The sequence below is a fragment of the Octadecabacter sp. B2R22 genome (genome assembly GCF_018861045.1).
Taxonomy (GTDB): domain Bacteria; phylum Pseudomonadota; class Alphaproteobacteria; order Rhodobacterales; family Rhodobacteraceae; genus Octadecabacter.
Genome location: NZ_JAHKQJ010000007.1, coordinates 86,067 through 100,084, shown reverse-complemented (window position 1 = coordinate 100,084; position 14,018 = coordinate 86,067). Strand labels below are relative to the sequence as shown.

Annotated in this window: 11 protein-coding genes; 2 read left to right on the top strand and 9 right to left on the bottom strand. The window is 56.0% G+C overall.

All coding sequences use genetic code 11. From position 1 onward, the window contains the following. Positions 1-8: 8 nt before the first annotated feature. The 5 genes from rpoD to KO486_RS05855 all read right to left on the bottom strand — a co-directional run bounded on the left by rpoD (position 9) and on the right by KO486_RS05855 (position 6,596). Positions 9-1,979 carry an RNA polymerase sigma factor RpoD gene (gene rpoD / locus KO486_RS05875; RefSeq protein ID WP_216036323.1) on the bottom strand — a complete coding sequence of 657 codons (1,971 nt, stop codon included), beginning with the start codon at positions 1,977-1,979 and terminating at the stop codon, positions 9-11. A 194-nt stretch (positions 1,980-2,173) separates the two neighbouring features. Further along, the gene (dnaG, locus tag KO486_RS05870) at positions 2,174-4,129 is read right to left on the bottom strand and encodes a DNA primase (protein WP_216036322.1); all 1,956 of its coding nucleotides are present in this window, start codon (positions 4,127-4,129) and stop codon (positions 2,174-2,176) included. A 36-nt stretch (positions 4,130-4,165) separates the two neighbouring features. Then, entirely contained in the window at positions 4,166-5,062 is an 897-nt protein-coding gene (locus KO486_RS05865) for a DMT family transporter (RefSeq protein ID WP_216036321.1), read from the bottom strand. A gap of 31 nt (positions 5,063-5,093) precedes the next feature. Further along, positions 5,094-5,699: a LysE/ArgO family amino acid transporter gene (locus KO486_RS05860; protein WP_216036320.1), complete on the bottom strand. Its 606-nt coding sequence runs from the start codon at positions 5,697-5,699 to the stop codon at positions 5,094-5,096. Between the two features lie 141 nt (positions 5,700-5,840). Then, positions 5,841-6,596, bottom strand: coding sequence for a YebC/PmpR family DNA-binding transcriptional regulator (locus tag KO486_RS05855; RefSeq protein ID WP_216036319.1), 756 nt, complete (start codon positions 6,594-6,596; stop codon positions 5,841-5,843). 147 nt (positions 6,597-6,743) lie between these two features. Between KO486_RS05855 and KO486_RS05850 the strand changes: the two genes are divergently transcribed. Both KO486_RS05850 and KO486_RS05845 read left to right on the top strand, forming a co-directional pair. Further along, the gene (locus KO486_RS05850) at positions 6,744-8,522 is read left to right on the top strand and encodes an SLC13 family permease (protein ID WP_216036318.1); all 1,779 of its coding nucleotides are present in this window, start codon (positions 6,744-6,746) and stop codon (positions 8,520-8,522) included. Beyond that, positions 8,519-9,253 (top strand): glutamine amidotransferase, encoded by a 735-nt coding sequence (locus tag KO486_RS05845; RefSeq protein ID WP_216036317.1) that lies wholly within the window; start codon positions 8,519-8,521, stop codon positions 9,251-9,253. Before KO486_RS05850 ends, KO486_RS05845 begins: the two co-directional genes overlap by 4 nt. Position 9,254: 1 nt before the next feature. Here the strand turns inward: KO486_RS05845 and KO486_RS05840 are convergent, their stop codons facing one another. From KO486_RS05840 to mgtE, 4 genes are all read right to left on the bottom strand, one after another. Next, positions 9,255-10,994, bottom strand: coding sequence for an SLC13 family permease (locus KO486_RS05840; protein ID WP_252734660.1), 1,740 nt, complete (start codon positions 10,992-10,994; stop codon positions 9,255-9,257). A gap of 124 nt (positions 10,995-11,118) precedes the next feature. After that, entirely contained in the window at positions 11,119-11,934 is an 816-nt protein-coding gene (locus tag KO486_RS05835) for a TIGR00282 family metallophosphoesterase (RefSeq protein WP_216036315.1), read from the bottom strand. Positions 11,935-12,036: 102 nt separating this feature from the next. After that, on the bottom strand, positions 12,037-12,591 hold the full coding sequence (locus KO486_RS05830; protein ID WP_216036314.1) for a 5-formyltetrahydrofolate cyclo-ligase: 555 nt from the start codon (positions 12,589-12,591) through the stop codon (positions 12,037-12,039). Beyond that, a complete protein-coding gene (gene mgtE / locus KO486_RS05825; RefSeq protein ID WP_216036313.1) occupies positions 12,588-13,964 on the bottom strand; it encodes a magnesium transporter in 1,377 nt (458 codons plus the stop codon). Before mgtE ends, KO486_RS05830 begins: the two co-directional genes overlap by 4 nt. Positions 13,965-14,018 lie beyond the last annotated feature (54 nt).

The window sequence follows — 14,018 nt, the reverse complement described above, 5'->3', positions numbered from 1 at the left end:
TTACTCGATTACTGATCCAAGAATGACCGCAAACGACGCGACCGGCTTGGGTGTTTCAACTTACGAAGCGCTTTCGCTTCGATCTGGCGAATACGCTCGCGGGTAACGCTAAACTGTTGACCAACTTCTTCAAGCGTGTGGTCGGTATTCATCCCGATCCCGAACCGCATCCGCAACACACGTTCTTCACGTGGCGTAAGCGATGCAAGCACGCGCGTCGTGGTTTCCTTCAGGTTTTCCTGAATAGCGGAATCCAGTGGCAGAACAGCGTTCTTATCTTCAATGAAATCACCAAGCTGGCTGTCTTCCTCGTCGCCGATCGGCGTCTCGAGGGAGATAGGTTCCTTAGCGATCTTCATGACCTTGCGGACCTTCTCAAGCGGCATCTGCAGCTTGGCGGCTAATTCTTCCGGCGTCGGCTCGCGGCCGATTTCATGCAACATCTGACGACCTGTTCGGACCAGTTTGTTGATCGTTTCGATCATATGGACCGGAATACGGATCGTGCGGGCTTGGTCGGCGATGGAACGGGTGATCGCCTGACGGATCCACCACGTCGCATAGGTCGAGAATTTATAGCCGCGGCGGTATTCGAACTTATCAACCGCCTTCATCAGACCAATGTTACCTTCCTGAATCAAATCAAGGAATTGCAGGCCACGGTTCGTGTACTTTTTAGCAATCGAGATAACCAAACGAAGGTTGGCTTCGACCATTTCTTTCTTGGCCTGACGGGCTTCTTTTTCGCCCTTCTGAACCTGTTGCACAATGCGGCGGAACTCGGAAATATCGACACCGATGTAGTTACCTACCTGTGCCATCTCAGCGCGCAGGTCTTCGATTTTACCGGTGGAGCGTTCAATCAGCATCTGCCAACCGCGACCTGACTTCTGGCCCATCTCTTCAAGCCATGTTGGGTCAAGTTCACGGCCTTTGTAGGCATCAACGAATTCACGACGGTTGATACGGGCTTGGTCCGCCAGTTTCACCATGTTGGAGTCGATCTGCATGATACGGCGGTTGATGCCATACAGCTGGTCAATCAGCGCTTCGATACGGTTGTTGTGCAGGTGAAGCGAGTTCACAAGTTCAACGATTTCAGACCGCAGCTTTTGGTATTTTTTCTCTTCCTTGCCAGAAAAACTATCGTCTTCGTTCAGGGTCGCGGACATACGCGCGTCCTGCATGTCGGACAGTTTGGCAAAGTCGCGCGCGATCAGTTCCAGCGTGTCCAAAACCTGTGGTTTCAGTTGCGCTTCCATCGCGGCGAGGGACAGGTTCGCAGCATCTTCTTCATCATCGTCATCGTCTTTAGCGATTGGGTTGCCGTCTGCGTCGAGTTCCTGTTTTTCTTCTTTTTTGTCGTCATCACCAGCTGAGACGACCGCGCTTTGCTCGGTCTCTTCGGCCAGTTGGTCGCCGAACGTTGTCTCAAGATCGATCACATCGCGTAGCAAAATGTCTTCGGACAGCAATTCGTCGCGCCAGATTGTGATCGCCTGGAATGTCAGGGGGCTTTCGCACAGCCCAAGGATCATCGTGTTACGGCCGGCCTCAATGCGTTTCGCGATGGCAATTTCGCCTTCGCGCGACAGCAGCTCAACACTGCCCATTTCGCGCAGGTACATGCGAACGGGATCATCGGTCCGGTCAAGCTTTTCAGTCTCAGCCGCACCGAGAGTAACTTCACGCCCACCAGCCACATTAGCCACTTCTTTGGACTTACCGTCGTCATCGACTTCTTCGGATTCTTCTTCTTCGGTGACCTGAATGCCCATCTCGTTGAGCATCGACATCACGTCTTCGATTTGGTCCGAAGACACCTGATCGGGCGGCAAAACGGCGTTCAGTTGATCATAGGTGATCGTGCCGCGTTCGCGGGCTTCGGCGATCATCTTCTTGACGGCGGCTTGGCTCATATCAAGGGAATGTGCACCGTCGGCGTCTGCGTGGCGGTCATCAGTGTCTTTGGCGGCCATGTGTCGTTGTTCCTTCGACTAATGTGGGGCGATTCGCCCGCACCTGATTCGCAGTGATTCGGTTATCCACGAATCAATCAATCTGTAGAGTGATTCGCAATGGCCAAACGTCTTGTTTCTTTGGGTTGTTGCCCCGCGGCTATCCTTGCTGGTTAACGCGCAGTTTTCACCAATAAGGCATTTCGAACAACCACTTAGGTGTTGCGGCCTGATTTTGCAAAGTCGATTTTGTCTAAAAGTGCATCAAATGCACTACGTTCTTCTTTTTTGATTCGGGCTCCGTTGCCGCTGGTGTCGTATTCGGCACTGTCATCATTGTCTTGGCGGCCTGCGTTGTTCATGGCCGCAATGGATTGCGCCAGTCGTTGCGTGAGCCGTTCATCGGCCACGTCGGAATTCATCTCTTCGATGGCGTCTTCTACTTCATGTGCATGGCCGCGCCGTGCGGTCAGTTTGGCGAGTTCTTCGGCGAGGCACATACGCGCCATGTCACCATTGTCAGGCCGACGAACCGGCGGTGTAATTGCCACGTGGGCTTGGCGGAACAGCATTTCAAGTGGCTCTTCGCCAATCTGTTCAATCAACTGATCCTGCAGTCCCTCCTCGGCCTCCATGCGCAGCAGGGCTTGGCGTAGGTGGTCGGCCTCGGGCGTGGAACAGCGCATCCGCTCCAGAGCGCCGTAGAAGTCATTCAAAATCAACGGATTGCGGATCAATACCGCGAGGATAACAGCCTCACGAAGGTGATCTTCGGATAGACTGTTCCCCGCCAGCATCGACGCCTTTGTGCTCGATTGCGCGGGCAGTTTTGCGCCTTTCGGCGTCCATGTATTTCGCTGACCGCCGCTGGTGGCTGCCGGGCGTTTCGCCCCGAACAACTCCCAGCGCATGTCCTTGATCGCCTGCCCATAGTGGCTGCGAATAGACGGATCCTTGATCAGCTTGATTTTCTCGCGGAGCGATTTGTCCAAGGCGGCTTTGCGTTCAGGACTGTCAAAATTCTTGCCCTCAACCTCGCGATCCCAAAGCAGTTGCACCATCGGCAACGCGCCTTCGATCTTATCGCGCATGGCCCCTGCCCCTGCGGATTTCAGAAGATCATCAGGGTCCTGCCCTTCGGGCATCATCGCAAAGCGAACCGATTGCCCCGCCTCTAGCAATGGCAAAGCCAGATCAATCACCCGCATTGCAGCCCGCTGACCCGCTGTGTCCCCGTCCAGTGTGATGACGGGTTCCGACGATATGCGCCACATCATCTGCAGTTGGCTTTCGGTGACCGCAGTACCCAGTGGTGCGACAGCGGCCTCAAAACCGGCCTCGCTCAACGCGATCACGTCCATGTACCCTTCGGCAACAATCAACGGTTGCCCTTTTCCGGCGGCTTCGCGCGCGGGTTTGAGGTTGAACAGATTACGGCCCTTATCGAACAGTTCCGTTTCAGGAGAGTTCAGATATTTTGCGTTGTCATTGGGGTCCATCGCACGACCCCCAAAGGCAATCGCACGTCCGCGCGCATCGCGGATCGGGAACATTATGCGGTGGCGGAACGTATCATATGGCTTCTTGCCCTGATTGCTCGGCTTGCCGAGCCCTGCGCCAAGGATCAAGTCTTCGGCCACGCCTTTGCCCGTCAGATGATCCCATAAGTTTTGCCATCCCGGCGGTGCGACGCCAATCTCCCAGCGTTCAAGTGCACGATCACCCAACCCGCGCCCAGACAGATACGCACGTGCTTCTGCCCCAGCCCCCGTCTTCAGTTGAAGCCGATAAAATTGCACGGCCATTTCCATAACCTCGGCCAGTTGAGTGCGTCGGTCGGATTTTTGCTGCGCTTGCGGATCACGCTTGGGCATCGGCATCCCAGCTTCACCTGCCAAAATCTCAACAGCTTCCATGAACCCGACATTTTCGGTTTCGCGCACAAACGAAATCGCGTCCCCTTTGGCGTGGCATCCAAAGCAATAGTAATACCCTTTGCGGTCATCCACGTGGAAACTTGCGGACTTTTCCTGATGGAACGGGCACGGCGCCCAAAGATCGCCTTTGCCTTGATTGCTTTTGCGTTGATCCCACATGACCTTTCGCCCGACGACCTGCCCAATGGACAGTCGCGTGCGCAGTTCATCTAAAAATCCCGGTGGCAATGACATGACGTCTATATTGGGTCTGTTGGCGCTAGAGTCCAGTTACCCTTTGGTTTGATACGCAGATGGAGTGATCCGCCGCTTCGCCACGGCTTCGCGCCACGTGATGAAACTGACCGACGCCAAAATGACACCCCCGCCCAACAAAACCCAGGCATCCACAGGTTCGTTGAACACGGCCGCTCCAAGGATCACGGCCCAGATCAACTGCAAAAACGTCACCGGCTGTGTCACCGTCAAAGGCGCGGCAGCGAATGCCAACGTCATTGAATAGTGACCCGCGGTGGCAAAACAGGCTACCAGAAAAAGCCAGCCAATGTTGGCCATGCTCACAGGTTCCCAAACCATAGCCGCGAATGGGGCCAGACCAATCGTCACCGTAATCGAAAGCATCCCGACGACAACCGCCGCGCTGACCTCACCGCTCAACTGTTTGGCGATCAAATACCCTGCTGCAAACATCAAAGCCGTGCCCAACATTGCGATATGACCTGTATCGATCTCTCGCAGACCGGGGCGAAGAATAATCAAGGCCCCCAACAAGGCCGCAACCACAGCTGCCAAACGGCGTGGCGGCAAAGGTTCCTTTAGTAAGACCGCCGCCCCTAGCGTAATGTAGACAGGCGACAAATAGTTCATCGCGGTGACGTCGGCGATTGGAATGCGCGCCATGGCAAAGAACCACAAGATGACTGCAATGGTGTGCACCACCCCGCGCGATGCAAACAACTTTAGCTGACGTTTCGTAAGGCGAGCGGCCAAAATGGGCCGGATCATCGGCACCAAGAACACCAGACCCAACAGATAGCGCAGGAACGCCCCCTGCGCGGCGGGAACGTCTGACCCGACGTGTTTCACCAGCGCAGTCACCGCTACGAAGTTCAACCCCGTGAGGGCCATCCAGAAAACACCTATGAGGGGACGATCTTGCGCTGCCATAGTGGCACCAGACGCCTCTCGCGGCAGAAGATCAAGCCCCTCGAATAAGACCGTAAGCAATGGCCCACATCACACAGCCAATCAAGGCCTCGAGCACACGCCAAGACAGCGGCTTTGCCATGACGGGCGCCAGCAATCGCGCGCCATAGCCAAGGCCGAAAAAGAAGGTGAATGAAGACGTGACCGCCCCCGCCCAAAACCCGACCTCAAACCCGGGGAACTGCGTCGCCACCGACCCGATCAGCATGACTGTGTCCAAATAAACATGCGGGTTCAGCCATGTAATCGCGAGGCAAAACATCACCGCCGCTTTTAGGCTCAAGCCCTTACCCGATGCTGGATCCAGACCAGCGCCGCCTTTCCAAGCCCGCCAAAAACTAAATGCGCCATAAGCCAGCAAGAAGAGTGCCCCAAGCCAAAGCATCACGGGCGCCAAACTAGGCATCACATTCGTAAGGGCGGCAAACCCGAACACGCCAACGGTAATCAAAATCGCATCCGACAGCGCGCAGACCAATGCAATTGGCAGCACGTATTCGCGTCTAAGTCCCTGTTTTAGAACAAAAGCATTCTGCGCCCCAATCGCCAAGATCAGAGAAAACGCAACACCGAACCCATTCAGATATGCCGATAGCACTGCGTAACCTTCTTTGTATCTTGTTCAGAATTACCGTTGCCAATGGCACCGATCAATAACACAGGCCCCGCTTTCCGTGATTGGCTCACACCAAAACTACAGTCTAAAAATCATGCAGTGGCGTTAGCCACTCCATTCAGATCAACCGTCGCTTTCGGCAAACGCCTGCATCACTTCGTCAGACGCGTCCAAGTTGGTCGTAACGGACTGAATATCGTCGTCATCTTCAAGCGCCTCAACCAAACGCATGACCTTTTCCAAGCCTTCCAGATCGACTTCGGATTGGATGTTTGGCTGCCAGATGAGCTTGGTGGTTTCAGATTCACCCAGCTCGGCTTCCAATGCATTGGACACATCGTTCAAGTCAGTATCGCCACAGATGATCACGTGGCGTTCTTCGTCGCTTTGCACGTCTTCTGCACCGGCTTCGATCGCAGCCATCATGACAGTGTCGTCATCGCCAACGGACGCTGGATAAACCACCTGCCCTTTGCGGTCGAACATAAAGCCAACGCTGCCTGTTTCGCCCAGATTGCCGCCCGCCTTGGAAAAGGTGGATCGCACTGTAGACGCTGTGCGGTTCTTGTTGTCCGTCATCGATTCAACGATCACCGCAACGCCACCGGGCGCATAGCCCTCATAGCGGATTTCGTCGTAATTCTCTGCGTCCCCACCAATCGCCTTTTTGATAGCGCGATCGATGTTATCCTTTGGCATGGAGAGGCTCTTGGCTTCTTTCACGGCCATACGCAGACGCGGGTTATTGTCCACGTCGGGGTCGCCCATCTTGGCAGCAATCGTGATTTCCTTGCTCAACTTACTGAACAATTTGCCCCGGATCTTGTCCTGACGCCCTTTGCGGTGCTGAATATTTGCCCATTTTGAGTGGCCGGCCATTGCTGCTCTCCCGTTCGATCACATCTCGTTTCGCCGCCCTCTATAGGGCACGGGGCGACCTGCCTGCAATCCCATCCGGCGTCAGACCTTCGCCTACTGGTCAATTACGGTGTTTTCGTCTGGGGGCCGGCGCGTTACACCTCTGACATGAGTACAGATCAAATCATTCTATTCACCCTCTTTGGCGCCGTGTTCGGCATGTTGCTGTGGGGACGTTTTCGTTACGATCTTGTGGCGTTCACCGCCTTGATGATTGGCGTCATCTTAGGCGCGGTCCCGACGAAGGACGCGTTTTCAGGCTTTGGACACCCCGCAACGATCATTGTGGCCTTGGTGCTGGTGGTTTCGGCCGGGCTGGTGCGCTCTGGCGCGGTTCAACTGATCACCAGCACGCTGGTTGATTCTTCAAGGAAACTTGGGTCCCACATCGCGATCATGGGGGCCATCGGCGGGGTTCTATCTGCGTTCATGAACAATGTTGCGGCCCTCGCCTTGTTGATGCCCGTTGATATCCAAACCGCCAAAAAGGCGGGACGTTCACCCGGTTTGTCACTGATGCCGCTGAGCTTTGCGACCATTCTTGGCGGCATGGCCACGTTGATCGGCACACCGCCCAACATCATCATTGCCTCTATCCGAGAGGAAACACTGGGCGAGCCGTTCAAGATGTTCGATTTTGCCCCCGTCGGCGGCATCACCGCCATTGTTGGCCTGCTGTTTGTCGCACTCATCGGATGGCGCCTGATCCCGACACCCGAGGGCAAATCCGCCAGTGCATCGCTCGAAAGCTATACAGATTACCTTGCCGAGCTGACGGTCCCAGAAGGCAGCAAACAAATCGGCAAACGCGTAAGCGAGCTTTATGAGATCGCTGAAAAGAGCGACGTTGCGATCCTTGGATTGATCCGAGACGGCAAACGCCGCTACGGCACCGCCAAAAACGCGACCCTTCAAAGTCACGATATCTTGGTTATGGAAGCCGCCCCAGAAGCATTGGATGAATTCCGGACGGCATTGAAACTGAATTTCTCCGATACAAAACGTGAAGAAATCCTATCCGCCGCAAACGACGGGCTCGTAAAGATCGAGGTCGTCGCGACCGAAACATCCCGCATTACGGGCAAAACAGCCGAGGCTATCGGCTTGTCATGGCGGCAACGCACGGTGCTGATGGGGCTGTCCCGCAAGGGTAAGGCTGTCAAATCCCAGATGCGCAAAACCGTGATCCAAGCGGGTGATATATTGCTGTTGCTTGCCCCGCAGGACGCGGCGAATGACGTGATTGAATGGCTCGACTGTCTGCCTCTTGCGGACCGTGGTGTCGCGGTCACTGCCAATTCCAAGGTCTGGCTCGCCATTGGCCTGTTCGCGGGCGCTGTGGCACTGGCCAGTTTTGGACTGGTCTACCTGCCTATCGCCCTTGGCCTTGTGGTTGTCATTTATGTGCTGGCCAAGATCGTTCCGCTGTCGGAACTTTACACCCATATTGAGTGGCCCGTGGTTGTCTTGCTTGGCTCGATGATCCCGCTAGGGGCTGCTTTGGAAACCTCGGGCGGCACCGAACTGATCGCTGGGGCCTTGGTAAGTCTGACCGAAGGGCTCGCTCCGTGGATGATCCTGACGGTTTTGATGATTGTCACGATGACCCTGTCGGACGTTCTCAACAACACCGCCACGACCATTGTTGCCGCGCCTGTTGGCATCCAGATGGCGCAATCCCTCGGGGTCTCGGCTGACCCGTTCCTCATGGCGGTTGCCGTTGCTGCATCAAGCGCGTTCCTCACTCCGATTGGACATAAGAACAACACCTTGATCCTTGGCCCCGGCGGGTATTCCTTTGGCGACTACTGGCGCATCGGCCTACCGCTCGAAATCCTTGTGGTTGCCGTTTCCATTCCTGCAATTCTGGTATTCTGGCCCCTATGACTAAACCATTCTTGATCCTGCAATTGCGTCCAGAAGCCGAAGCCTCGGATGATGAATACGCGGCCTTTTTGCGCTTTGGTGGATTGGCTGCGTCCGACACGCACCGCATTCGTCTGGAACGCGATGACCTGCCGGATCTTGATGTCACCGACTACGCTGGCGTGATTGTTGGAGGTGGCCCCGGCTGCGTGTCCGATGCGCCCGAGGACAAAACCGAACTGGACGCCCGCGCTGAGGCGGCGTGCCTTTCGCTGATGCCACAGATCACTGAAATGGATCATCCCTTTATGGGGTGCTGTTATGGCATTGGCATCCTTGCCCATCACCTTGGTGCGGAGGTGTCTAAAGCTCAGTACGGGGAACCTGTCAGTGCGGTCACCTGCACCCAGACCGCCCACGGTGAGGTCGATGCGATGCTGCAGGGGCTGCCGCAGCAGTTTGATGCCTTTGTGGGGCACAAAGAAGCAGTGCAGCACCTGCCCGATGGGGCGGTTCAATTGCTAAGTGGTGACACCTGCCCGTTCCAGATGATCCGTTACAAATCAAACGTCTACGCAACACAATTCCACCCTGAAGCAGACGGGCACGGCTTTGCGACACGTATTCGTATCTACAAAGACAAAGGGTATTTCCCGCCCGAGGATGCACAAGCCCTGACAGACATGGTGCATTCAGCGGATGTCACCGCCCCACCCGCAATCTTGCGAAATTTCGTCGAGCGGTATCGCTAGTTTATAGCGGCCAGAAGTATGGGATCGCCGCCGACGCGAGCAGCCCAATGGTCAGGTTCAACGGAACGCCGACCTTTAGAAAATCGCTGAACTTATAGCCCCCAGGGCCATAGACCAACGTATTGGTCTGATACCCGATTGGGGTCGCAAAGCTCGCCGAGGCGGCGACCATAACTGCCACCACCAGCGGACGCGGATCAAGCCCCATGGCTTGCGCCAATCCAATCGCGATCGGGGTCACAACAACGGCAACCGCATTGTTGCTGACCAGTTCGGTCAAGATCGACGTCAGCAGGTAAATCGCCCAGATAATCAAGAACGGCGGTAGCATGGCCAGTGCTGGTGCGACGGCCTCAACGATCAGCGCCACCGCACCTGACGCCTGCAAAGCAGCGCCAATCGCCAGCATCGAAAAGATCAGCGCCAGAAGCCGACCATCAACAAATGAAAACGCCTCTTCGGCGTCGATGCAACGTGTGATCAAGACCACCGCAACGGCAAGAATGCTGAGCAAGAAGATCGGCGCGACCCCAAAGGCCGCAAGCCCGACAATACCAACCAAAGCAATCAATGCGATCGGCGCTTGCGCACGGCGATAGGCCCGCTCGGACGGGCGCGAGACGTCAACCATATCCATGTCAGCGGCAAGGCGCTGGATGTCCTCACTGGACCCTTCCAGCAAAAGCGTGTCACCCACGCGAACGACCAGCTCATCCAGCTGCCGGCCAATGTTCTGATTGCGGCGATGCACCGCCAAAACGTAAACACCGTAGCGGCGACGAAGGCGCAACGCGCCCAGCGTGCGACCAATCATTTTACACCCAGGGGTAATCAGCACTTCGACGGTTTGGGTTTCCACCGCCGAGACCTGATCCACGCGCCGCAGGTCCTTGGTTGCTTGCAACGACAACAGTTCCGTCATCGCGGTGCGCAAAACAACGCGGTCCCCAACAGCCAGTTCGACACCCGCCAAATTACGACGCAGCGACAGATCCCCGCGCACCACATCGATTAGCCGAACGCCATCGCGTTTGAACAGTTGAACGCCCGTCACTTCACGGCCAATTAGGTTGCTGTCCGGAGGGATCACGGCTTCGGTAAAGAACCGCATCTTTGATCGGTCAGACAGAAGGTTTGCCATGCTGTCGCGGTCCGGCAAAAGGCGCGGCGCGATCACGCCCAGATAGATCATGCCCCAGATCACAAGGATAATGCCCAACGGGGTGACTTCAAAAATCGTGAACGGTTCAAGACCTTCGGCCCGAGCAACACCATCAACCAACAGGTTGGTTGAGGTCCCGATTAACGTCAGGGTCCCGCCCAAAATTGCGCCATAAGACAGCGGGATCAGCAGCTTAGATGCCGAAAGCCCCATGGACTTCGCCAGCTGGACAAAGATCGGAATCATAACAACAACGACGGGCGTGTTTGACACAATCGCCGATGCCAAAACGACAAACGTCATCATTGCGCCTAGCGCGACAAAGGGTCGATCTTTTGCGTTTCGTTCAGCCAGTGCTGTTAACGCCTCAAGCGAGCCAGTACGCACAAGTGCGCCCATAACGATAAACATCGCCGCAATCGTCCATGGCGCGGGGTTGGACAAAACCGTCAAGGCGTCTTCGTAGGGCAACACGCCCGATGCCAACAGCAACGACACGCCCGTCAGCGCGACAACCTCTGTAGGGTAGGTTTCGCGCAGGAAAAGAACGAACATGATCGCCACCACCGTGAGCGTCATCACCGCTTGGCCTGTTTGTGTTATTCCAAATAGTTCGACCACGTTTTCTAGGTCCTTCGCGTGAGGTTAACGCAGTTTCGCTTGAGGGCGACGTCTGCGCAAGCCGCGATTAATGCAGCTTCCACTACATAGGCCCCTGCTGAGACAGCAGCCCGCCCTGTCGAACCTGTTCTACGCGCGTGGCTTTGCCGCTGCGGTCATCGGTTTCGACATACAGGCCAGATAGGGTCGCCTCGCCTTTAGCTGGCTCAAACCGTGCTTTGGGCATTCCGGTGATGAAACGTCGAAGCGGTTCTTCTTTTTGCATACCGATCACGGAATTATAATCACCGCACATGCCTGCATCAGATTGAAAAGCGGTTCCGCCAGATAGGATCATGGTATCAGACGTCGGGACATGGGTGTGCGTGCCGACAACAATCGAGGCCCGCCCATCGCAGTAGTGCCCCATCGCCATTTTTTCAGACGTGGCTTCGCAGTGAATATCGATCAGACTGGCGTTAACATTGCCTCCCCTTGGATGTGCCCGAAGCACGGCGTCCACGGCAGAGAACGGATCATCAAAGGCGCGTTTCATAAAGACCTGCCCAAGCACCTGCGCGACAAGAACCTTGCGGCCGCGCGTGGCCTCAAAGACCCGTGCGCCTTTGCCGGGGGCGGCTTTTGAGAAATTTAAGGGCCGGATGATGCGTGGCTCTGCCTCGCAGTATTGCATCATGTCTTTTTGATCAAAGGCGTGATCACCCAAGGTCAAAACGTCAGCACCGGCGTCTAGCAGTGCTTTGGCGTGGGTTGATGTCAGCCCCATACCGTTGCTGGCATTTTCGCCGTTAACCACTACGAAATCGAGTTTCCATGCCTCGCGCAGTTTTGGCAATCTTTCGATGATTGCGGTGCGGCCTGCGCGGCCCATGACGTCGCCTAAGAAGAGTATTTTCATGGTGTCGGGTATTCCAAGCCTGCCACGGTTGAGCAAGGATGAATTTGCACAAACGGGGGCCAGCCCCCGCACCCCCGAGGTATTTTTGAAACAAAGGCAGGGTTAACAGGGTTCGATGATGCCTTGTTCTGTCACGATCAGGTCGAGCGGTTGATCTGTTGGTTCCAGCGGGAGATCGTCGAGTTCTTGTGCTGAAAAGGCATAACCGATGGCGAGTGTCGATTTCTTTGCCCGAAGTTGTTCGAGGGTTCTATCATAGAACCCACCGCCATAGCCCAAACGTCCGCCGTCCCGTGAGAAAGCAACCAAGGGCACGATCAAGATTTCTGGTGTGATCCAATCGCCGTGTTCCGGAACTTGCGCCCCAAACGGGCCATCCACCATCACGCAGTCCGGCGTCCATTCGCGAAACTTCAGCGGTTGCCCCGCGGCTTGGATCACGGGCATCGCCACCGGCCCGTGGGCGCTGGCCTCTGCCATGGCAGGGGTTGGGTCAATCTCGGTGCGCATTTGGGCATACCCAGCAAGGGGCACTCCGCGATAACCCGCCAACACCGAGGACAGGTGGCCTGCGTAGCTAAGTCCCGCATCGTGGGCCGCTTTGCGGGCGGCAAAGGCTGCCTTGCGGGCTGCGTCTTTGCGGGCTTGCAGGGTCATAACAGCATCACCGCGGCAAGGCCAAGGAAGGCAAAGAAGCCGACGACATCGGTCACCGTCGTCACGAACGCGCCCGATGCCAGAGCGGGGTCAATGCCCATTTTCTCAAGCACCACGGGAATTGCCGTCCCCGCCAGGCCTGCAACAACCATGTTAATCACCATAGCCAGCGCGATCACTACACCCAACATCGGTTGACCAAACCAGATCCAGCCAACGATCCCCATGACGACGGCGAAAATCACGCCGTTGACCAAGCCCACAAGCACTTCTCGTCGAATAACGCGCCAGACGTTTGCGCCTGTAAGGTCTTTGGTCGCAATGGATCGTACGGCAACCGTCAGCGACTGCGTGCCAGCGTTGCCGCCCATGGAGGCGACAATCGGCATTAACACGGCAAGCGCCACTAGGCTGGCGATCGTTTCCTCAAACATCGAGATAATCAGCGACGCCACGATCGCTGTTGCAAGGTTCACGGCCAGCCACGGGAAACGACGTTTGGTGGTCGCTATGACTTTGTCGGTGAGGCTGGATTCCCCATCGACACCCGCCAAACGCAAGATGTCTTCCTCGTGTTCTTCGTCCAAAACGATCATCGCGTCATCAATGGTGATGACACCGACCAAGCGATCATCTTCATCGACAACGGGCGCGGAAATCAGGTGATACTGGTTGAACGCATAAGCAACATCTTCCTCGTCTTGATCTACGCGGAACGTGCGGAATTTGTCTTCGGTCAACGCGGTCATTTTGATCTGACGAGGTGTGCCAAGAAGGCGCCCAAGGGTGACGTATCCTACTGGTTTCATCCGTGGATCAACTAGAATGACGTGGTAAAAATGCTCAGGCAGGTCGTCATTGGCACGCAGATAATCAATCGTTTCACCGACGGTCCAATGTGACGGCGCGCGCACGACTTCCATCTGCATCAAACGGCCGGCAGATTCCTCGGGATAGGCGAGCGCTTTTTCAACAACGAGGCGATCGCCCGCCTCTAGCGCGTCCAGCACCTGATCTTGTTGCGCCTGTTGCAGGTCTTCGACCAGATCAACAACGTCGTCAGATTCAAGGTCGCGCACGGCGTCGGCCAATTCGCTTGGCCCAAGGACATCAATAATCTCTTCACGCAGATCATCGCCAAGTTCGGACAGGATTTCCCCGTCCATCCCCCCTTCCCAAAGCGCCAGCAAAGACGCACGGTCTCGTTCGTCGATTTGTTCCAACAGGTCGGCGATGTCGGCCGCGTGTAGTGGGTCAAGCAACCCTTCCAATGCAACGGCATCCCGTGCGCCGACCGCGTCGACAACGGACGCGACAAGGCGCTTGGGAAGAGCCTCTTTTTCGTCTGTAATGGTGTTGATTTGATCGGCCATAGGACCCCCTGTTGCAGCGCAGCATATCCAGTTGCCAGCAACCCTCAAGAGGTA

Bases quoted from the DNA above. Each gene is read 5' to 3' on its own strand.
- rpoD (WP_216036323.1), bottom strand. From the start codon at position 1,979: ATGGCCGCCAAAGACACTGATGACCGCCACGCAGACGCCGACGGTGCA.
- dnaG (WP_216036322.1), bottom strand. From the start codon at position 4,129: ATGTCATTGCCACCGGGATTTTTAGATGAACTGCGCACGCGACTGTCC.
- KO486_RS05865 (WP_216036321.1), bottom strand. From the start codon at position 5,062: ATGGCAGCGCAAGATCGTCCCCTCATAGGTGTTTTCTGGATGGCCCTC.
- KO486_RS05855 (WP_216036319.1), bottom strand. From the start codon at position 6,596: ATGGCCGGCCACTCAAAATGGGCAAATATTCAGCACCGCAAAGGGCGT.
- KO486_RS05850 (WP_216036318.1), top strand. From the start codon at position 6,744: ATGAGTACAGATCAAATCATTCTATTCACCCTCTTTGGCGCCGTGTTC.
- KO486_RS05845 (WP_216036317.1), top strand. From the start codon at position 8,519: ATGACTAAACCATTCTTGATCCTGCAATTGCGTCCAGAAGCCGAAGCC.
- KO486_RS05840 (WP_252734660.1), bottom strand. From the start codon at position 10,994: ATGACGCTCACGGTGGTGGCGATCATGTTCGTTCTTTTCCTGCGCGAA.
- KO486_RS05835 (WP_216036315.1), bottom strand. From the start codon at position 11,934: ATGAAAATACTCTTCTTAGGCGACGTCATGGGCCGCGCAGGCCGCACC.
- KO486_RS05830 (WP_216036314.1), bottom strand. From the start codon at position 12,591: ATGACCCTGCAAGCCCGCAAAGACGCAGCCCGCAAGGCAGCCTTTGCC.
- mgtE (WP_216036313.1), bottom strand. From the start codon at position 13,964: ATGGCCGATCAAATCAACACCATTACAGACGAAAAAGAGGCTCTTCCC.